The organism is uncultured Marinobacter sp. (genome assembly GCF_947488835.1).
GTDB lineage: Bacteria > Pseudomonadota > Gammaproteobacteria > Pseudomonadales > Oleiphilaceae > Marinobacter.
Window position 1 is genome coordinate 851303 of the sequence record NZ_CANLBK010000001.1, and the last position, 19821, is coordinate 871123.

The window sequence follows — 19821 nt, forward strand, 5'->3', positions numbered from 1 at the left end:
CCTGATGAAAACACTAACGTTGCCCGGATCAAACCAACTCCGCTCCGTAGCATCTATTGCACTGCTGATAGTGCTCACCCTCTTCCTCAGCGCCTGTGGTGGCGAGTCCACTGAGGCGCTGCCAAATACATCTTCTGGTTCAAATACCATTAGCTACAGCGGCCCCGCACCGGCTACCGCTGATATACAGAGTTTTAAACTGAATGTCTGGGACAACCTTGTGCAGGACAATCGCTGTGGTTCATGCCACGGTGCAGGCGGCCAGTCGCCCACATTTGTTGACCAGAACAACATCAACAGCGCCTACGCCCAAGCTAGAACCATTGTAGATCTCACTGCGCCCTCCCAATCCAGAATGGTGACCAAAGTAGCCGGTGGCCATAACTGCTGGACAGGCAGTGACGTCGTCTGCGGAAATATTCTGACCACCTATATTTCGAAGTGGGCTGACGGGGCTGAGGGCTCTGTGAAAACGGTGGAGCTTCAAGCGCCGGTGCTCAAATCGCCTGGCTCAACCATCGCTTTCCCGGAAGGCAGCAGCGCCTTCGGAAGCACCGTTTATCCAGTATTGAGAACTTACTGCTCCGAATGCCATGGCGATGGTGGCCAAACACCTTACGTTGCCAGCGATAATGTAGATATCGCCTACCAACAATCCCAAAGCAGGATAGACCTGAACTCGCCGGAAAACTCCCGTTTTGTAGTCCGTCTGAGAAGAGATTTCCACAACTGCTGGGCAAATGGAGCTGAGACAGATTGCGACTGGTCTGCCGGCATGATGCAGATGGCTATTGAGCAGTTCGCAGAGCCATTATCACCCGAGCCGGTCGATCCTGCTCTGGTAGCCAGCAAGGCTCTGGTACTGGATTCAGATGGCCTTCTCGCCAATTCTGGCGGGCGTTTTGAGGACAATATTGTTGCGCTGTATGAATTCCAATCTGGCCAGGGCCAGATCGTCTACGACACCAGCGGCGTCTCCACACCGCTCGATCTCACTCTCAGCGGCAACGTTGACTGGGTACTGGGCTGGGGAATCAATATAGGCCCCGAAGTCAAGCCGGAAAGTGCCCCTGTAATACCCGCAGGCAAAGCGCAAGGCTCGACCGCCAGCAGTAGCAAACTGCATAGCTTACTGACAGGGTCTGGTGAATATGCCATCGAAGCCTGGGTCGCGCCGGGGAACATTACCCAGGAGGATGCAAGAATCATTACCTACTCTGGCTCCTCCACTGCCCGGAACGTAACACTGAGCCAGACCCTGCAACGGTACGAAGTGCTCCATCGCAGCACCACCAGCGATGAAAACACTCCGTTCGCTACTCAAGATGGTGACCAACTCCTGCAGGCAACTCTTCAGCACGTTGTCGTGAACTATAGCCCTGGCTCTGGGCGGCAGATCTATGTCAACGGCGAGCACTCCGGCGATCTCGACCCGGACGACCCTGGCCTGTTTTCCGATTGGGACGACAGCTTTGCGCTCGTTCTTGGCAACGAGACGGATGGCCGCTCTCCTTGGCAAGGTGTCATTCGCATGGTCGCCTTCCATAACCGGGCACTGACATCCGAACAGGTCAAAACAAACTTCGATGTAGGTGTAGGCCAGAAGTTCTACCTGCTGTTTGGTGTTTCCCATCTGATCGATGTGCCAGAAAGCTTTATCGTTTTTGATGTGAGCGTTTTTGACAACTACAGCTATCGCTTTACGGAGCCATTTTTCATCAGCCTTGATGAAACAGCTGAGCCATCAGGTATTCCACTAGAAGGCATGCGCTTGGGCATCAATGGTAAAGAGGCTACTGTCGGTCAAGCATGGGCAAATCTTAAGGTGGTTCTGGATAGTTCCTCCTACGAGCCAGGAAAAGGCCAACCATTATCGCGGCAAGGCACGATCATCGCACTCGAGAATGGCCCGGGTAGCGACGAATTCTTCCTGACCTTCGATCGGCTTGGCAGCAGCGCCTTCTCTCGTTCCGAGCCACCCCTGCCCGGAACCGTCGCGCCAGCAATCCTGCCGCCCTCATCCCATATCGGCTTAAAAACCTTTGATGAGATTAACGAGTCCATGGCCCGCATGACCGGCATCCCGACCACCAACGCTGCGGTTGCAAATACCTTCAACACGGTGAAACAGCAACTGCCCACCGTGGAGAATATCGAAGGCTTTCTTTCGTCACATCAAATGGCCATAACCCAGGTGGCAATTCAGTACTGCGACGCTCTTGTATCGAATGTCCAGAAAAGACAGAACTTCTTCCCGGGATTCGATTTTTCCGCACCTGCCGCCACAGCCTTTGATCATGGCGGCAAGAGCCAGATTACAGGGCCTCTGTTAGCAACATTTGTGGGTGACAATCTGGGCAGTCAACCGAGTACACAGGTCATTGAAGATGAAGTGGGCAGCCTGATCGACCAACTCGCCCTGTGTGGCGGATCCACCTGCCCGAACGACCGCACCGAAACCATCGTTAAAGCAAGTTGTGCCGCTGTGCTTGGCAGCGCCACCACCCTGGTTCAGTAGAGGACTACGCTCATGTTTATACGCAAACCCCTGAAACGGCCTCTGGCCAATGGCGAGCCCCTCTTCCACAACGACCACGGGCGACCACGGACTCGCAGGGAGTTCATTGCTCAAGGCTTCCGAGTTGGCACTGCGACGGTTGTTGGTACTTCAATGCTCGGCCTGTTCGCTAACCCCCGAATGGCGGCTGCCGAGTTGTCTGAACAAATAAAGGCAGAATGTGGCATCGGTATCGCAGGCGCAGGAAAAATCCCGTTTATCTGTTTTGATTTGGCCGGCGGTGCCAGCATTGCGGGCTCCAACGTGCTGATGGGCAAATCTGGTGGGCAGATGGATTTTCTGAGCACGGCGGGCTACAACAAACTGGGTGTACCAGGTGACATGCTTCCGAACGATCCGGCGTTTGTGAACACAGAACTCGGGCTGGCGTTCCACTCAGACAGCGGTTTTTTGCGGGGTATTCAGCAAAGTACCAGCATGATGACCCGCTCACAGACCAACGGCGCGATCATTGCTGCTCGCTCGGAAAACGACACCGGCAACAACCCGCACAACCCCATGTACGGTATCTATAAAGCCGGCGCGAACGGCTCCCTGCTCTCCCTGATCGGTTCACAAAGCACGGAATCAGGCGGCAACTCCATGGCGCCTATGAACCTCATTGATCCGAAAGTTCGGCCTACAAAAATCGACCGTCCATCCGATGCAATTGGATTGGTGGATGTGGGCGACCTGACCTCCATACTGAATCAGGCGGATGCGGTTTCTGTGATGGAGGCCGTTCAGCGTATCAGTGACGCTAAAATGAACCGCGTGAGCACCGGCCTCGGCACAGACGCCGAAAATGATATTCGTAAGCTGGTGCGGTGCGGCTATGCCAAGAGCGCCGATGTGGTCGACACCTATGGCGACCCGGCAATTCTTGACCCCGCCAGAGATGAGCACATTGTCGGGGCTACTGGAATTTTCACTGAGGAGGAATTCAGGGCCAACCGGGAGTTCCAGAAAACAGCTTCTGTGATGAAACTGGCCGTAAACGGCTATGCAGGTGCAGGCACCATCACCATGGGTGGCTATGATTACCACACTGGCGAGCGCGCAACCGGAGAGCGCCGGGATTTACTGGCTGGCCGCTGCATGGGTGCCTGTCTGGAATACGCTGCGAGAATGAACAAGCCACTGATGCTGTATGTATTCAGTGACGGCTCGGTATCCAGCAATGGCACTCTGGACGACTCTGAAGATGGCAGGGGCAAAGGCGTTTGGACAGGTGATAACCAGCAGACCGCAGCGTCGTTTTTCCTGGTTTATAACCCTAACGGCCGCCCTACCCCGATTCGAAATCAGATTGGCTTCATGCGGGGCGATGCCTCTGTGGAAACCGCTTCCAGCCCGGCTGCAAACAACGTAAACCAACTGGTACAAACGGTTTTGCTGAACTACATGGCGTTGCACGGCGAGCAAGCAGACTTTGCTTCGAGGTTCCTCGGCCATGGTTTGGGTAATACGGCGAGCCAGGATCGGTTGATTGCACTGGAGTCTATTGTTTAACGCGGCAGCACACCCCCGGCATCCCCTTCACGATTCCGGGGGTGCCAACCCCTCCGTAAAGTGCATCATCCGCTGGTCATCAATAATGATCGCATCAATACCCGGCAGCTTCTCGATCATCTCCAGGCCCTTTTCCGGGCCAAGCACGAACACAGCCGTAGATAGCCCGTCAGTTGTCAGGGCATCACTGCCAATGATGGTAACGCTCTGCACACCTCGCACGGATTTCCCTGTACCGGGGGAAAGTATGTGGTGCACACGCTCGCCTTGATCATCGATAAAAAAGCGTTCGTAATCACCGGATGTGGAAATAGCCAGATCGGTAAGTGGTAACACCACAACATTTCTGTTCTCTGAGCGGGGGTCACGAACACCTACAAGCCAGGGCCGGCCCCGCTTATCGCCTAGCAAGCGCAAGTCGCCACCCGCGCTGAGCCTGGCATGGCGCACGCCAGCTGATATCAGATGTTCTATACCAAGATCCACAGCGTAACCTTTGGCAATGCCTCCCAAATCTACCAATAAGCCTTTCTGGCGAAAGAAGACTGTTTGCGCCTTATCGTCCAGAACAATGTCCTGATAATTGATATGGCCAAGTCTGGCCTGAATAGATTCATCGCTTGGCTGCTGTCGCTCCCGGTAGTCGTATAAGTAACCGACAGACCCGAAGCTGATATCGAAGGCACCAGCGCTAAGAACAGCTACTTCTTCCGCTTTTCTAAAAACCTGGAATAGGCCGGTGCTTACCCGCACGGGGTTATCCGCTGCCTGCCTGTTAAGGCCGGAGAGTTCGGAGTCCTCCCTGTACCGGCTCATGTCCCTGTCCACTTGGTGGAACACCGCCAGAACATCTTTCGCGATTGCATTAGCAGTGCTCTTGTCGTCGGCCCAGAACTCAAGCTCCACCGGAGTTGTCATGGCCGTATCTGTGTAACGGAACCACTCGGCCTGAGCCATCGAAGGCATCAAATAGATAAGCAAAAGAAATAAAGGGGAACTCCAACCGATAAGCCGGCGAATATTGGAGGCATTGAAGAGAATTAGAGGCATCAGCGATCAGACAATCCCTGTTCGTGGCTCAACAATGCCTGTTTGCGTTTAATCCCCCAGCGATAGCCAGAAAGGCTGCCGTCGCCTCGCAATACGCGATGGCATGGCACAACCACGGCCATTGGATTAGCCGCACAGGCGCCTGCGACAGCTCTCGACGCAGTGGGCATACCCATCTGACGTGCAATATCACCATAGCTGGATGAACTTCCTGAAGGAATCTCCTGCAATGCCTGCCAAACCCTGCATTGAAACTCCGTGCCACGAAGATCAAGTTCTACAGAGAGCGGTCTGCGGCTGTCGATCAGGTGATTCATTACCTCGGTAAACCAGGGGGCCCGGGAATCGTTTGCATGGGTGAGCTCAGCATTTGGGAAACGTTGAGCAAGGTCGTCTACCAGTTCGTCGGCTGTTTCTCCCGGCAAAACAGCACAAACGCCTTTGGGCGTGCATGCAACCAGAACCTCACCGAGGTAGCAGTGGCCGGTTTGCCATAGGATGGTTTCGTCCTGAGCGTTCTTGGCCGTCATGAAAAACTCCTCAGCATGGGCTCATCCGGGGTATTGCGGAACTCGAGAGTTCAAGCGAACGTATTAAGGATCATGTCAGTGAGAAGGCAAACGTGCAATTTTTTATCGGGAAAGGGATTAAAAACATGCCGGGCACTGCCTGAATGACAGCGACCGGCAAGCTACTACAACGTACTACCAGGCTTAGCTCTTGCGAGCGTCTTCCCAGGTTTTAATCAGCTCATCGTAAGGGACTGTTTGGCCCTGCACCTTTTCATTCGTCAGCTTGGGCTTGGGTGCGCCCGGCTGGTCGAACCAGTACTGTGGATCACGGGGCTCGTTCAGCTTGGGAGCACATGTGGTCAGAACATTGGCTCTCTGTAGCCGCTCCATAACCCGATCCTGAGCCTTTGCCAAACCATCAAGCGCTTCCTGCGCTGTGGCTTCACCACTGGCTGCCTGAGCAACATACTGCCACCACAACTGAGCCATCTTCGGGTAGTCGGGAATGTTGGTGCCGGTAGGCGTCCACTGAACCCGTGCAGGGCTGCGGTAGAATTCAACCAGGCCGCCCAACTTAGGTGCCATTTCCGTCATCACGTCCGAGTTGATATCGGAATCGCGAATCGGGGTCAGACCTGCCACAAGCTTTTCAAGGGACACCGTTTTCGACACGGTGAACTGTGCGTAAAGCCATGCCGCCAAGCGACGTTTTTCAGGTGTCGAGTTCAGGAAGGTCCAGGAGCCAACGTCCTGATAACCCAGTTTCATGCCTTCCTCCCAGTAGGGGCCACGTGGAGATGGAGCCATGCGCCACTTCGGCAGACCTTTTTCATCTACAACCGGCAGCCCTTCCTCAATCATGCTGGCGGTGAAGGCTGTATACCAGAAAATCTGCTGGGCAACATTGCCTTGAGCAGGCACTGGGCCGGATTCGGAGAAGGTCATCCCTGTGGCCTCTGGTGGCGCATACTTGCCCATCCAGTCAACGTACTTCTCTGTCGCGTATACAGCAGCCGGGCTGTTTGTAGCACCACCGCGGGAGACATCAGAACCAACAGGGTGGCAATCCTCTACCCGAACGCCCCATTCATCTACAGGTAAACCGTTAGGCAGGCCTTTATCGCCAGCACCCGCCATGGAGAACCAGGCATCGGTGAAGCGCCATCCCAGGGAGGGATCCTTCTTGCCGTAGTCCATGTGGCCGTATACTTTTTTGCCGTCTATCTCTTTAACGTGCACCGAGAAGAACTCGGCAATATCTTCGTAGGCAGACCAGTTAACCGGCACACCCAGGTCATAGCCGTAGAGTTCCTTGAATTGCTTTTTCAGGTCGTCGCGCTCAAACCAGTCAGCGCGGAACCAGTAAAGGTTGGCAAACTGCTGGGTAGGCAATTGATACAACTTGCCATCAGGCCCTGTAGTGAAATCAAGGCCAATGAAATCATCAAGATCCAGTGTTGGCAGGGTAAATTCTTTGCCCTCACCCTTCATGATATCTTCAACGGCAACAACCTTGCCGTACCTGACGTGCGTGCCAATCAAGTCTGAGTCGTTCACGTAGCCGTCATAAATGTTGCGCCCCGACTGCATCTGGGTTTGCAACTTCTCGATAACATCCCCTTCCTGAATCAGGGTATGGGTAAGCTTAATGCCGGTGATGTCTGTGAAGGCCTTGGCCAGCACGCTGGATTCGTATTCGTGGGTCGCAATGGTTTCCGAAACAACATTGATTTCCATGCCACGGAAAGACTCCGCAGCCTTCGTGAACCAGGCCATTTCTTCCATCTGCTGTTCTTTGGTAAGGGTAGACCGTTTGAACGAGTCATTTACCCACTTTTCAGCTGCATCCGAGTACTGGTCAGCACTGGCCTGCAAGCTCAGGCCCATACTGACGGCACCGATTGCAGCGCCAAGCAGTAGGGTCTTAGGATATTTATTGTTTTTAAACATACCCAACCTCGTCATCTTTATTATGAATGGGGCGAAGAAGATCTTCGCTCCGGTTTTTGGCTTGTTACAGCTCTTGTTACCTCTAGCCTTGCCCTTCCGAAAACCAAACACTTATCACGTTCGTTCCTGGTGAAAAAATAGTTCGGTTTCGAATCCTTTACAACATTTAAGCAAGTTTATTCGGGGTGCGTTTATTGCACCCTGTTCAGCCTCTCCTCTAGCCCCATCGCAACAGAACCAGAAGCCAGACAACAGACACAGCCAACGCAACCCACAAAGTGATGTCACTAACCGCAAGGAACGTGAGGTGTATATAGGCTGCCGAAAGCAAACCAATAAACAACCGGTCTCCGCGCGTTGTCTCTATCGGCAAAAAGCCTTTGCGCTCTATACAGGGGGATACAATTTCGTAAACGGTCATTACCGCAAGAATCATGGCAATAACTGAAAAAAACACGATGACCGTAGGGGTCCAATTCATCCAGGCAACCATATGCTTTCTCCTTAAACGCGCCCGAGAGCGAAGCCTTTAGCCACATGGTTACGAACGAACCAGATAACCAGCAAGCCTGGGATTATTGTTAAAACGCCGGCTGCCGCCAGCACTCCCCAATCAATGCCACTCGCCCCTATGGTACGAGTCATGATTGCGCCAATGGGCTGAGCATCCACAGAGGTCAGTGTTCTGGCCAGAAGCAACTCAACCCACGAAAACATGAAGGCAAAGAAGGCCGTTACGCCGATACCTGAGCGAATCATCGGCAAAAACACTTTGATGAAGAATTTGGGAAAACTGTAGCCATCGATGTAAGCCATCTCATCGTATTCACGGGGAACGCCCTTCATGAACCCTTCAAGAATCCAGACTGCTAAGGGCACGTTGAACAAGCAGTGGGCCAAGGCAACGGCGATATGAGTATCGAAAAGCCCGATAGATGAATACAGCTGAAAGAACGGCAGCAGGAAAACCGCCGGCGGTGCCATCCGGTTGCTGAGCAACCAGAAGAACAGATGCTTGTCCCCCAGAAACTTGTACCGGCTGAATGCGTAGGCTGCAGGCAAAGCAACCAACAAGGTAATCACCACGTTGATAGACACATACGCCATTGAGTTGAGGTAGCCGTTATACCAACTGGGGTCTGTAAAGATCACCGCATAATTATCAAACGTGAAATTCTGCGGCCACAGGGTAAGCCCCCCCAGAATTTCGCGGTTGGTTTTGAACGACATGTTCAGCAGCCAGTAAACCGGCGTAAGAAGGAGCAGGATGTATACCGTGATCCCGATGTTTTTATAGCCTGTTTGCCTCATCACACTCTCCTTATTTTTCTTTGTCGGCGTGAGTAATGGCTGTGAAGAACAACCAGGAGATCAGCAATACGATCAGGAAGTAGATCAGTGAGAATGCCGCTGCACGCCCAAGATCAAACTGCCCTATTGCCATGGTTGTCAGGGTCTGGCTAAGGAAGGTTGTCGAGCTTCCCGGGCCCCCGCCAGTGAGTACGAAGGGTTCGATATAGATCATGAAGCTGTCCATAAACCGCAACAGCACAGCGATGATCAATACGCTCTTGAGACGCGGAAGCTGGATATAACGAAACACCGCCCACTTGGAAGCACGGTCAATTTCAGCCGCTTGATAAAAGGCCTCAGGAATTGCCCTCAGGCCCGAGTAGCACAACAGGGCAACCAGAGGTGTCCAGTGCCAAACGTCCATCAGAAGGACGGTCAGCCAGGCGTCTACAGTATCGCCCGTATAGTTGTAATCAATTCCCGCCTGGTTGATTGCCCAGCCAAATAGACCGATATCACCCCGGGCAAATATCTGCCAGATGGTTCCTACAACGTTCCAGGGGATAAGTAACGGAATAGCAACCAGAATAAGGCAAAGCGAGCCCTTGATCCCGGACTTGGGCATCATCAACGCAACACCAATACCCAAAGGAATCTGAATCAGCAGCACAGCACCAGAGAAGGCAAACTGACGGACCAACGAAGCCTGTAGCCGCTCATCCGTCAGAACTTCTTTGAACCACTCTGTGCCAACGTAGTACGCCTGGCCTGGCCCAAAGATATCCTGAACCGAATAGTTCACCACCGTCATCAGAGGGATCAGTGCCGAGAAGGCAACGAGAAGGAAAACCGGGAGGACGAGCCACCAGGCTCGGTTATCTGGGATCTTATCCATCACTGTTGCTCCTGTACCAGGAATTCATCCACGTAAAGCATTAGCCACTGCCCCGGGAACAGTAGATTTACCTGGCTACCAACGCCGGCATCAAACTCCTCACTCTGGCGCACTTTCATTTGCTGTTCGCCAAGCTTTACCGTCACAATTTTGTAGGTACCCAAGTCCTCTACATCCCTTACTTCAGCGGCATAGGTGCCATCGGAGCTTACGGGTGAGAGCTCTATAAATTCGGGCCGTATACCAATCTTCACGTTTTCCGATTCCATGGCACCTAGAATTTCTAGCTGCCATGGCTCCAGGCGAATCTCTGTTGAATCAAATCGAACGCCTCCCGAGCACCTCTCAACCTCCATAATGTTCATGCCAGGGCTACCGATGAAATAGCCGACGAACGTGTGATTAGGTACCTCAAACAGCTCTGTGGGCGTACCGAATTGCACTACTTGCCCGTCGTACATCACGGCAATTCTGTCGGCAAATGTAGATGCCTCAAGCTGATCGTGTGTGACGTACACCATGGTGATATCGAACTGCTCGTGAATCTGCTTGAGCTTTCTACGCAACTTCCACTTGAGCTGAGGGTCAATAACCGTCAGGGGTTCATCGAACAAAATGGCGGAGACATCTTCCCTCACCAAACCACGGCCCATGGAAACCTTCTGTTTTTCATCAGCCGTCAGGTTTTTCGCCTTCTTGTGCAGTTTGTCCTCGATCTCAAGAACCTCTGCTATCTCCTGCACGCGGGTTTTGATCTTTGCAGCAGGTACCTTGTTGTTCTTGAGGGGGAAAGCCAGATTCTCGAATACGGTCATCGAGTCGTACACCACAGGGAACTGGAACACCTGGGCTATATTTCTGTCTCGGGGTGACAGTTCGTTCACCCGCTTGCCGTCAAACAGCACCTCCCCTTCGGAAGGCTGAACCAACCCGGAGATAATGTTCAGCATGGTGCTTTTGCCACAGCCCGATGGCCCAAGCAGCGCATAAGCCCCGCCTTTGTGCCATACATGATCCAGCTGACGGATGGCGTAATCATCAGGGCCTGATGGGTTAGCACTGTAGCTGTGTGCCAAAGATTTCAGTTGAATTTCAGCCATCAGTTTGCACCTCCTGAAACCCGGGTTGGTGTATGCACCAGCTGCTCATTACTATCGAACACAAACAGTTTGTTCACCGGCAAGTACACCTTGAGCGGCGCGCCAGTGTGGTACTGATGAACGCCCATCAACTGCAGCACCATCTCGAAATGGCTGTTCTCAACATGCATAAAGGTTTCAGAGCCACTGATCTCGCTGAGAGCAACTTCCATAGACATCTCAAGGTCATCATCATTGGCTGGCACCAGCGCAATGTGGCTGGGGCGAATCCCGAACCAATAGTCGCCCGGGGCCAGCCTTGCCAACTCTTGTGTTAGTGCGTGGTGTGAATATTCATCAAAGGTTACCTCGGTATCGCTTACACGGCCGCGAACGATGTTCATGGGGGGTTCACTGAACAACTGTGCTGCAAGGGTGTTAACGGGTGAACGATAAACATCCATAACAGGCCCACTCTGAACAACGCCACCCTCATGTAACAAAGTTGTGGTGCCACCCAGCGCCAAAGCCTCATTGGCTTCCGTTGTTGCGTAAACTGCGATGCACTGACGCTCTCGAAACAGATCCCGCAGCTCAGCACGAAGCTCTTCTCTCAACTTGTAGTCCAGATTCACCAGGGGTTCATCGAACAACACCAGCGTTGCATCTTTTACCAATGCTCGCGCCATAGCCGTTCGCTGTTGCTGGCCGCCGGAAAGTTCAAGAGGGTAACGTTTAAGCAGAGGTTCGATCTGTAGCATTGATGCCGTCTCTTTCACCCGGCGATCAATTTCAGAGCCTGACATTTTGGCAAGGCGTAGCGGTGAGGCGATATTTTCGTAAACGGTGAGTGTGGGGTAATTAATGAACTGTTGGTAGATCATCGAAATGTTCCGGCGCTGCACGCTTTGCCCGGTTACATCTTCACCCTTATAGAGCACACGCCCCTTCGTCGGCTTATCAAGCCCGGCCATCAGGCGCATCATTGAGGTTTTGCCGGCTAGTGTCCGGCCAAGCAGAACATTGAAAGATCCCGCCTCAAACGTGAGGTTGGCATCCCGAACGTAATCGACACCGTCGACCGTGCGGGAGAGATTCTCCAGCGTTAAGGACATAAGCTTTCCTTGTTATTCTTATAAAAGCGCAACCGGATACAAAACGAACACCCGGAAACTTATTGTTTGGGTTTATGAACGCAAAGCTCATACCACTTTTTTCTTTCAACCCTCCAGAACACCACCAACTCCATGATTTACTAAACTATTCCATATCGACGACAGATTCACATACGAAAGCAATGATGTTCGTTTGGAAACAATTTGTTCAAACGAAGCATTGACGTGAACAACTGTTAAACAGATTATTGAACAGTTCTCACGCATCAACTGAACACATGCTCCCCAAAGCATCTCCAAAACAAGAAAACGAACACAGGGATGTAGTCTGATGAAGAATAGCCCACAAACGGAAAGTCGAACGGATGTTTCTGAATCCTGGCAACGTTGCATAGCCTTGGGGCTGGACCACGAAGCCGAACCGATTCAACCAACACTCAGCACGGAACAGCTGCAAGATATAACGCGGCAATATGGTGAACTACTCACCAGCGCAGAGGCTGAGGTGGTTCCCTATTACCAGAACGTACTTTCCAGCAGTCGGTGCCAGATTCTACTGGCGGACCACAAGGGCACTGTCCTGAAAAGCTGGGGAGACCAGCGCACCACTGAATCGCGATTGGAGCCCTGGTTCCGGGAAGGTGCTAACTGGCGGGAGCAGCTGTGCGGTACCAATGCCATAGGAACAGCCATAGCAAGCCGGCGGGCGGTACAGGTACAAAGGAGCGAGCATTTTCTGAAGGTTCACAGAAGCCTCATAGCATCAGCCGCCCCCATTTTCGATTCAGAAAAAGAATTGACCGGTGTGTTGAGCGTGTTCAGCGATGCCTATCTGCCACAGCACCACACTCTCGGTATGGTGCGCCTGCTTGCTCAATCCGTTGAAAACCGGCTGCTCAATCGGCAATTTGAGGCGGACTTTTTTCAAATCACCCTCAACACGACCGCCGACAACTTTGATAGCCCTTGGTCCGGAATCCTCGTGTGCAATGATTTAGGCCGGGTTGTCGCCAGCAATCGACGGGCAGATCAACTACTGGGCACTCAAACAAAGAATGTCATGCTCGATGAACTGTTCACTACCAGTCGCAGTGACGTTCTTGGCCACCCGGAACAGTCTCCGCTGCAGCTGAAAACCAAAAGTAAAGTCCGACTAAGCGCCCTCGTAAAACGCCCTTCAACCATCCGAACCGCGCCTGCTGAGACGAAAGCAGTTGTGCAGCGCGCCCCTTTCCCTGGTAAACCGGCAAGCTTTTCCAACCTCGAGTACGGTGACACCTCCGTACGTCGATGTGCCGAGCAAAGTTTAAAAGTTCTTGAGCGAGGCGTTCCGGTACTGATTACAGGCGAAACCGGCGTGGGGAAAGAGGTTTTGGTGAATGCCCTGCATAAAGCTTCGCAGCGAAAAGATCAGCCACTGGTTGCGGTCAACTGTGCAGCCATACCGCCAGAACTTGTGGAATCAGAGCTGTTTGGTTACGAGCCTGGAGCATTTACAGGCGCTCGAGCGAAAGGCTCTCTTGGCCTGATCCGCAATGCTCACAAAGGCATTTTGTTTCTCGATGAGATTGGCGAAATGCCGGTTTCCGCCCAATCAAGACTGCTTAGGGTATTACAAGAACGGGTAGTTACGCCTGTGGGCGCAACAGAGGGTGTTATGGTTGATATTTGGCTGATCACAGCAACCAATCGCTCCCCCCTATCCAGCATAGAATCCGGGCAGTTCCGGGCTGACCTTTACTATCGGATCAACGGGCTGTCTGTGGAGCTACCTGCTTTAAGGCACCGAAAAGATTTACGAAGCCTGATTCAGCATATCTATCAGCAGCATCGAGACCCGGGCCAAAGCGAATCCTTAGCTCCTCAATTATTGTCAACGCTGGAAAACCACCCTTGGCCAGGGAACATTCGCCAGTTGGTAAACGTTTTGAAAGTAGCCATTGCCTTGGCTGATGGGGAAGACGTACAAATTTGGCACTTGCCTGCAGACTTTCTGGCCGAGTTCGGCGGTACGGCACCCCCGGACGAAACTGCAGCTCCAGAATACTCAGAACGACACACACCGGAACCGGCAAAAGTTCCCATTCAGCGGGAGGGCGGCGAGCACAATAGCCATGCCCATATACTGCAGGTTTATCACAGGTGTAAAGGTAACGTTTCCAGCGCTGCCAAAGAGCTTTCGATCAGCCGAAACACGCTATACAAACGACTTCGGGAACTGGGGCTGCGCTAACCCTCAGTTCCCGACCATACCTAATCATTTCAAGAGATCTGATCAGAGCTTCTGTACCGCATGAATCCATCCCTCATACAACTCATCACGCTTTTGTTTTGTCATGATGGGCTCAAAGCTGCGGTCACACCGCCAGAGGTCCGAGAGCTCGTCGAGCGATTCATAGACCCCTGCTTTAAGCCCTGCCAAATACGCCACACCCAAAGCCGTAGTTTCTATAACTGAAGGCCTGTCTACCCTCGCGCCCAGAATGTCTGCAAGGAACTGAAGCACCCAATTATTCGCTACCATTCCGCCATCAACCCGCAGAGTAATCGGGCGCATGCCGTCTTTTTCCATGGCCTTCTGCAAGTCTTTGGTTTGATAACACACCGACTGCAGCCCCGCAGTTACGATTTCTTTTATGCCCGTATCTCTGGTCAAACCAAAAATCGCTCCCCGCGCGTTGGGATCCCAATAAGGCGCCCCCAGCCCGGTAAATGCAGGCACAAGATACACACCGTGATCTAGCGGCGTATCCTTTGCCAATGGTTCTGTGTCGCAGGCGTTCTCAATTAACTGCAGACCATCGCGCAACCATTGAATCGCAGCGCCCGCCACAAAAATACTGCCTTCCATGGCGTAGGTAGGCTTGCCATTCAGGCGGTAGGCCACGGTTGTTAACAGCCTGTGCTCTGATTTCAAAGCCTTCTCGCCCGTGTTGAGCATGAGGAAGCAGCCGGTGCCGTAGGTGCTTTTGGCCATTCCTACATCGAAGCAGGTTTGGCCGAACAGGGCTGCTTGCTGATCACCCGCCACACCCAGCACCGACACGCCATTGAGGGCTTCACACTCAGTAATCTCACCAAAATCGTCGGCAGAATCCAAAACCTCGGGCAACAGGGATTCAGGAATATTGAACAGTTCGAGCAGATCCGGATCCCACTGCTGGGTGTGAATGTTGAACAACAAAGTTCGGCTTGCATTGGTGGCGTCAGTTTTGTGCACTCGCCCGCCAGTCAGGCGCCACAAAAGAAACGTATCGATCGTTCCAAAAGCCAGCTCTCCCCGCTCTGCTCGCTCGCGAGCGCCAGGAACATTATCAAGAATCCAGCGAATTTTAGTGGCTGAAAAATAGGGATCGATCAGCAGGCCCGTTTTGCTGTGGACCGCAGGTTCACGGCTTTCGCTCTTGAGGGTCTTACAATAGGACGCTGTTCGGCGATCCTGCCACACAATCGCATTGTAAACAGGCTTGCCTGTCTTCCTGTCCCAAACAATGGTGGTTTCCCGTTGGTTGGTGATGCCTACCGCAACCACCTCATCGTCTGTTCCGCACTCCTCCGCCATGACCTCAGTGCACGTTTTGGTCACGGTTGACCAGATATCCTCCGGATCGTGCTCAACCCACCCGCTATCCGGAAAATGCTGAGGGAACTCCTGCTGGCGTACGGCGTGAATGTTGCCTTTCAAATCAAACAGAATGGCTCGGGAACTGGTTGTGCCCTGATCAATGGATAGCAGGTACTGGCTCATTGCTATTTCGTCCTCGCTTTCTTATTTGTTCGTATGTTTACTTTTTTGAATATGATTGCCAAGATATTTCGCAACCATCATCTGCTGACGAACAGTTAAGTGGCTCTAAATGCTGTATAAAACGCTCAAAAAGACTAAACTTTACTCTACCTGAGTTTATAATTGCTCATTATTTCGCATAAGAACAACCACAGGGTGGAGGCTTTTTGAATGGCACAGCGGCGGCGACAGGATCAGATTATAGAGCTGATCCAACAGAACGGCTTTGTAACCACCGAGCAGCTGGTAGACCAATTCAAGGTAACCCCACAAACCATTCGCCGGGATCTGAACGAACTCGCCAAAGAGAACAAGTTACGCCGACATCATGGCGGGGCCGGGATTGACTCCAGCACCATGAATACTTCCTACCATGATCGAAAGATCATGGATCTGGAAGCAAAGGAACGCATTGCCGAAGCCATGGTTGCAATGATTCCTGATAACTCGTCAATGTTCATCAATATTGGCACCACCACCGAAACCATCGCCAAAGCTCTGCTCCAGAAGAATAACCTGCAGATTGTGACCAACAACCTGCACGTTGCCTCCATCCTTTCTGCCAAGGAGGATTTTCATGTGATTATTGCCGGCGGCGAGGTCAGAAGTCGTGATGGCGGCATTGTTGGCGAGGCAACCCGCGACTTTATTAATCAATTCAAAATGGACTTCGGCATTATCGGAATCAGCGGTATCCACAATGATGGTTCCCTGCTTGATTTTGACTACCGCGAAGTTCGGGTGGCGCAGGCTATTATCGCTAATTCCAACCAGGTACTACTCGCCGCCGACCATTCCAAGTTTGGCCGAAATGCAATGGTAAGACTGGGTAATATATCCCAGGCAGATCACGTATTTACCGACCAAAGGCCACCTGCCGAAATCTCCCGAATTCTGAAAGAGCACAGCATCAAACTTCACATTGTTTAATTAGCACCAGGTATTGAGCCTCCTGCTCCCCATTAGCACCCCTCACAATCTTCGTTTATTTTCCATATTTTCCTTTACGAAAACGAAAGTCTTTCGCATACTACTCAAACAACCTATTTAGCTTCAGAAAAGTTCGCTTGCAGCACCTCAAAATGGCGCCTTTTCCCACAGCATCAGGAGATGAGTAGCAATGACTATGGGGCATGAACAGTACGATGTTGTCGTGATTGGCGGCGGCGTTAACGGCACAGGCATAGCGATGGATGCGGCTGGCCGCGGCCTGAAAGTGCTGCTCTGTGAAATGAACGACCTGGCATCTGCAACCTCCTCGAACAGCAGCAAACTCATTCATGGCGGGCTTCGTTATCTGGAGCACTATGAATTCCGGCTTGTGCAGAAAGCATTGGCCGAGCGCGAGTCTCTACTCAAAAACTCACCCCATATCATGCGCCCAATGCGCTTTCGTCTTCCGCATCGCCCTCACCTGAGGCCAGCCTGGATGATTCGCACAGGTCTGTTCCTTTATGACCACCTGGCGAAACGTGAAATGCTACCCGGGTCACGTTCAATCCGCTTTGATAAGTCAGGGCCATTGAAGCCAGATATTACCAAAGGGTTTGAGTACTCTGACGGGTGGGTTGATGACGCAAGACTGGTCATCCTCACTGCGAAAAAAGCACAGGAATCCGGTGCAACCATTCTCACCCGAACCAAGTGCGTGAATGCCGTGCGTGGGGACAAGAACTGGACCGTCACCCTCCGCAATATGGTCAGCGAAGAAGAAAAAACCGTTTCAGCCAAGGTTATTGTTAACGCTTCTGGACCCTGGGTAAGCAAGCTGTTTGGGGAAACCCTCTCCATGCCTGCCCCCAAAACGATTCGAATGGTCAAAGGCAGCCATATTGTTGTGCCCAAGATCAACGAGGATCAGGAGGCCTACATTCTCCAGAATGAAGATGAGCGCATCGTGTTTGTGATCCCCTATGAGGACCAATTCTCTCTGGTGGGCACTACAGATGTTGAATACGAGGGCGACCCCAAGGATGCAAAAATCTCCCCGGAAGAGACAGACTACCTGCTGAAAATTGTGAATGCGCACTTTGTCAGGCAACTGGAACCATCAGATGTGGTCTGGTCCTACTCCGGTGTCAGGCCGCTAATGGATGGTGAAGAAGAAAATGCCCAAAAAGCCTCCCGCGACTACTCGTTTGAGATTGACCAAGCAAAAGGCAAGGCGCCTTTAATTTCAGTTTTCGGCGGCAAAATAACCACCTACAGAAAGCTTGCTGAGGTCGCAACCAACAAGCTTTGCCACTTCTTCCCGGAAGCCAGTGGCCGCTGGACGAAAACCGCAGTTTTGCCTGGTGGCGACTTTGCTACCAAGGATAGCCTTTCAGCAGAACTCAAGCAGAATTACCCTTGGCTAGCGGACGACATTATTAGCCGTTATGTGAGAACTTACGGCACAGCCTCCCGCGAACTACTGCAGGGTTGCACCTCTATGGAGGAGTTAGGCCAGCTCTTTACCGGCAACCTGTATGAGAAAGAGGTTCAGCACCTTGTGAAACACGAGTGGGCAATGACCTCAGAGGATATCCTTTGGCGCAGAACCAAGCAGGGGCTCTATGCATCAGTCAGCGATGTTGAAGCGCTTGACGCCTATCTTGAGATAAACTCATAGCAGCTGCGCTATCCGCTCCTGAAGCTCCGGAATCACCTCGTTTTCAAACCAGGGATTCCGGCGCAACCAGAGGTTATTACGCGGGCTCGGATGGGGCATTGGCAGCTTTTCTGGCCAGTATTGTCGCCAGTTCTGGACATTTTCAGTCACGGACTTTTTTGCATCTGGCAGATGCCAAGCATGGGCATATTGGCCTATCACAAGAGTCAGCTCTATATTAGGCAAGCGCTCCAGTAATGCGCTACGCCAAGCAGGCGCGCACTCCGGCCTTGGTGGCAGATCTCCAGATTTCCCCGTTCCGGGGTAACAAAAACCCATGGGCAAAATGGCCAGCTTTCGGTCATCGTAAAACTCTTCCTTCGTAACCCCCATCCATTGCCGAAGCCGGTCACCGCTGGGATCGTTGAATGGCAAGCCCGTTTCGTGAACACGCCTTCCAGGGGCCTGTCCCACCACAAGGATTCGGGACTCCTCAGACACCTGCACAACGGGTCGTGGGCCCAATGGCAAAAACTCCGCACATAGGATGCAGGCACGCACTTGGCGAACCAGTTCACCGAAAGGTAAATGTGCAAGGTTATCCGTCATAAGTTCCGAATCATCCCGGCGATTGCATAATAACCGTTTTCCCGTAACCATATAGCTCAAAACGCAATGCGGCAAGCAGCCTTAATTTGCTCACCACAACACAATCAGGTATTCAAAATGAACGCAAAAGCAGGCCCCCTACCCTTGCCAGAAATTGATGTTGAGGAGTTTCGCAAGGTCGTTCGAAGCCGCCGGTCTGTTCGACGCTTTACGGATGAGCCTATCCCCGATGCCGTGCTTGAGGACTGTCTGGAGCTTGCGACGCTGGCACCAAATTCCAGCAACCTGCAGCCTTGGGAGTTTTTTGTCGTCAGAACACCAGAACTGCGAGGCAAGCTTGCCGAGGCCTGTCTAGGCCAGAACGCTGCGACCACTGCCCCGGTATTGATTGCAATTGTTGCGCGCCCAGACACCTGGAGAAAGCACGCTCGCCTTGCGCTGGAAGAATGGCCAAAGGATGAAAAGCTGCCTGGTATTGTTGAGAAGTACTACAAAAAAATCGCACCTATTCACTACAACCAGGGGCCATTTGGTGTCTTGGGAGTGGCCAAAAAATCCCTCGGACTAGCCGTAGGGCTGACCCGCCCGATTCCCCGTGGCCCATACTCAGTGAACGAAATGAAGGTGTGGGCAACCAAATCCACCGCCTTGGCGGCCCAAAACCTGATGCTTGCACTTCGGGCACACGGCTACGACTCATGCCCTATGGAAGGCTTTGACGAGTGCCGTGTGCGCAAACTGCTAAAACTCCCCCGTAAAGGGCTGGTCACCATGGTATTGGCCGCAGGCCGCCGAGCTGAAAATGGCGTCTACAACCAACAATACAGGTTCGATCAGGACACCTTGATTCACTATCTGTGAGGGATCAGAGA

Annotated in this window: 16 protein-coding genes; 6 read left to right on the forward strand and 10 right to left on the reverse strand. The window is 52.5% G+C overall.

Annotated elements, in window-relative coordinates; genetic code table 11:
- Nucleotides 1–4: 4 nt before the first annotated feature.
- On the forward strand, nucleotides 5–2518 hold the full coding sequence (locus Q0824_RS03960; protein WP_298447720.1) for a LamG domain-containing protein: 2514 nt from the start codon (nucleotides 5–7) through the stop codon (nucleotides 2516–2518).
- Nucleotides 2519–2530: 12 nt separating this feature from the next.
- The gene (locus Q0824_RS03965) at nucleotides 2531–4069 is read left to right on the forward strand and encodes a general secretion pathway protein GspF (RefSeq protein ID WP_298447722.1); all 1539 of its coding nucleotides are present in this window, start codon (nucleotides 2531–2533) and stop codon (nucleotides 4067–4069) included.
- Nucleotides 4070–4096: 27 nt separating this feature from the next.
- On the opposite strand, the gene Q0824_RS03970 is transcribed toward Q0824_RS03965, so the two are convergent.
- The 8 genes from Q0824_RS03970 to Q0824_RS04005 all read right to left on the reverse strand — a co-directional run bounded on the left by Q0824_RS03970 (nucleotide 4097) and on the right by Q0824_RS04005 (nucleotide 11963).
- Nucleotides 4097–5119: an FAD:protein FMN transferase gene (locus Q0824_RS03970; protein ID WP_298447723.1), complete on the reverse strand. Its 1023-nt coding sequence runs from the start codon at nucleotides 5117–5119 to the stop codon at nucleotides 4097–4099.
- Nucleotides 5119–5649: a methylated-DNA--[protein]-cysteine S-methyltransferase gene (locus Q0824_RS03975; protein WP_298447725.1), complete on the reverse strand. Its 531-nt coding sequence runs from the start codon at nucleotides 5647–5649 to the stop codon at nucleotides 5119–5121. The genes Q0824_RS03970 and Q0824_RS03975 overlap by 1 nt, the downstream gene beginning before the upstream one ends.
- A gap of 183 nt (nucleotides 5650–5832) precedes the next feature.
- Nucleotides 5833–7581: an ABC transporter substrate-binding protein gene (locus tag Q0824_RS03980; protein ID WP_298447727.1), complete on the reverse strand. Its 1749-nt coding sequence runs from the start codon at nucleotides 7579–7581 to the stop codon at nucleotides 5833–5835.
- 217 nt (nucleotides 7582–7798) lie between these two features.
- Nucleotides 7799–8074, reverse strand: coding sequence for a DUF2160 domain-containing protein (locus Q0824_RS03985; RefSeq protein WP_298447730.1), 276 nt, complete (start codon nucleotides 8072–8074; stop codon nucleotides 7799–7801).
- A gap of 11 nt (nucleotides 8075–8085) precedes the next feature.
- On the reverse strand, nucleotides 8086–8892 hold the full coding sequence (locus Q0824_RS03990) for a carbohydrate ABC transporter permease (protein WP_298447731.1): 807 nt from the start codon (nucleotides 8890–8892) through the stop codon (nucleotides 8086–8088).
- A 10-nt stretch (nucleotides 8893–8902) separates the two neighbouring features.
- Nucleotides 8903–9769, reverse strand: a complete 867-nt coding sequence (locus Q0824_RS03995) for a sugar ABC transporter permease (protein WP_298447732.1) — start codon at nucleotides 9767–9769, stop codon at nucleotides 8903–8905.
- The gene (locus Q0824_RS04000; RefSeq protein WP_298447733.1) at nucleotides 9769–10869 is read right to left on the reverse strand and encodes an ABC transporter ATP-binding protein; all 1101 of its coding nucleotides are present in this window, start codon (nucleotides 10867–10869) and stop codon (nucleotides 9769–9771) included. The genes Q0824_RS03995 and Q0824_RS04000 overlap by 1 nt, the downstream gene beginning before the upstream one ends.
- Nucleotides 10869–11963, reverse strand: a complete 1095-nt coding sequence (locus Q0824_RS04005; protein ID WP_298447734.1) for an ABC transporter ATP-binding protein — start codon at nucleotides 11961–11963, stop codon at nucleotides 10869–10871. The genes Q0824_RS04000 and Q0824_RS04005 overlap by 1 nt, the downstream gene beginning before the upstream one ends.
- 331 nt (nucleotides 11964–12294) lie before the next feature.
- On the opposite strand from Q0824_RS04005, the gene Q0824_RS04010 reads away from it, so the two are divergent.
- Nucleotides 12295–14196 carry a sigma-54-dependent Fis family transcriptional regulator gene (locus Q0824_RS04010; RefSeq protein WP_298447736.1) on the forward strand — a complete coding sequence of 634 codons (1902 nt, stop codon included), beginning with the start codon at nucleotides 12295–12297 and terminating at the stop codon, nucleotides 14194–14196.
- Between the two features lie 42 nt (nucleotides 14197–14238).
- Here Q0824_RS04010 and glpK read toward each other — a convergent pair whose 3' ends face one another.
- On the reverse strand, nucleotides 14239–15711 hold the full coding sequence (gene glpK, locus Q0824_RS04015; protein WP_298447738.1) for a glycerol kinase GlpK: 1473 nt from the start codon (nucleotides 15709–15711) through the stop codon (nucleotides 14239–14241).
- 210 nt (nucleotides 15712–15921) lie between these two features.
- On the opposite strand from glpK, the gene Q0824_RS04020 reads away from it, so the two are divergent.
- Nucleotides 15922–16680: a DeoR/GlpR family transcriptional regulator gene (locus Q0824_RS04020; RefSeq protein WP_298447740.1), complete on the forward strand. Its 759-nt coding sequence runs from the start codon at nucleotides 15922–15924 to the stop codon at nucleotides 16678–16680.
- A 190-nt stretch (nucleotides 16681–16870) separates the two neighbouring features.
- Complete coding sequence (glpD, locus tag Q0824_RS04025; RefSeq protein WP_298447742.1) at nucleotides 16871–18361, forward strand: glycerol-3-phosphate dehydrogenase; 1491 nt, start codon at nucleotides 16871–16873, stop codon at nucleotides 18359–18361.
- Here the strand turns inward: glpD and Q0824_RS04030 are convergent.
- Nucleotides 18356–18949: a uracil-DNA glycosylase family protein gene (locus Q0824_RS04030; RefSeq protein WP_298447743.1), complete on the reverse strand. Its 594-nt coding sequence runs from the start codon at nucleotides 18947–18949 to the stop codon at nucleotides 18356–18358. The genes glpD and Q0824_RS04030 overlap by 6 nt on opposite strands.
- Nucleotides 18950–19066: 117 nt before the next feature.
- Here Q0824_RS04030 and Q0824_RS04035 point away from each other — a divergent pair, with 117 nt between their 5' ends.
- Entirely contained in the window at nucleotides 19067–19810 is a 744-nt protein-coding gene (locus Q0824_RS04035; RefSeq protein WP_298447745.1) for a nitroreductase family protein, read from the forward strand.
- The last annotated feature ends 11 nt before the right edge of the window (nucleotides 19811–19821 follow it).

Excerpts from the sequence above, each read along its gene's own strand:
- Q0824_RS03960 (WP_298447720.1), top strand. The coding sequence starts at position 5 with ATGAAAACACTAACGTTGCCCGGATCAAACCAACTCCGCTCCGTAGCA.
- Q0824_RS03965 (WP_298447722.1), top strand. The coding sequence starts at position 2,531 with ATGTTTATACGCAAACCCCTGAAACGGCCTCTGGCCAATGGCGAGCCC.
- Q0824_RS03970 (WP_298447723.1), bottom strand. The coding sequence starts at position 5,119 with ATGCCTCTAATTCTCTTCAATGCCTCCAATATTCGCCGGCTTATCGGT.
- Q0824_RS03975 (WP_298447725.1), bottom strand. The coding sequence starts at position 5,649 with ATGACGGCCAAGAACGCTCAGGACGAAACCATCCTATGGCAAACCGGC.
- Q0824_RS03980 (WP_298447727.1), bottom strand. The coding sequence starts at position 7,581 with ATGTTTAAAAACAATAAATATCCTAAGACCCTACTGCTTGGCGCTGCA.
- Q0824_RS03985 (WP_298447730.1), bottom strand. The coding sequence starts at position 8,074 with ATGGTTGCCTGGATGAATTGGACCCCTACGGTCATCGTGTTTTTTTCA.
- Q0824_RS03990 (WP_298447731.1), bottom strand. The coding sequence starts at position 8,892 with ATGAGGCAAACAGGCTATAAAAACATCGGGATCACGGTATACATCCTG.
- Q0824_RS03995 (WP_298447732.1), bottom strand. The coding sequence starts at position 9,769 with ATGGATAAGATCCCAGATAACCGAGCCTGGTGGCTCGTCCTCCCGGTT.
- Q0824_RS04000 (WP_298447733.1), bottom strand. The coding sequence starts at position 10,869 with ATGGCTGAAATTCAACTGAAATCTTTGGCACACAGCTACAGTGCTAAC.
- Q0824_RS04005 (WP_298447734.1), bottom strand. The coding sequence starts at position 11,963 with ATGTCCTTAACGCTGGAGAATCTCTCCCGCACGGTCGACGGTGTCGAT.
- Q0824_RS04010 (WP_298447736.1), top strand. The coding sequence starts at position 12,295 with ATGAAGAATAGCCCACAAACGGAAAGTCGAACGGATGTTTCTGAATCC.
- glpK (WP_298447738.1), bottom strand. The coding sequence starts at position 15,711 with ATGAGCCAGTACCTGCTATCCATTGATCAGGGCACAACCAGTTCCCGA.
- Q0824_RS04020 (WP_298447740.1), top strand. The coding sequence starts at position 15,922 with ATGGCACAGCGGCGGCGACAGGATCAGATTATAGAGCTGATCCAACAG.
- glpD (WP_298447742.1), top strand. The coding sequence starts at position 16,871 with ATGACTATGGGGCATGAACAGTACGATGTTGTCGTGATTGGCGGCGGC.
- Q0824_RS04030 (WP_298447743.1), bottom strand. The coding sequence starts at position 18,949 with ATGACGGATAACCTTGCACATTTACCTTTCGGTGAACTGGTTCGCCAA.
- Q0824_RS04035 (WP_298447745.1), top strand. The coding sequence starts at position 19,067 with ATGAACGCAAAAGCAGGCCCCCTACCCTTGCCAGAAATTGATGTTGAG.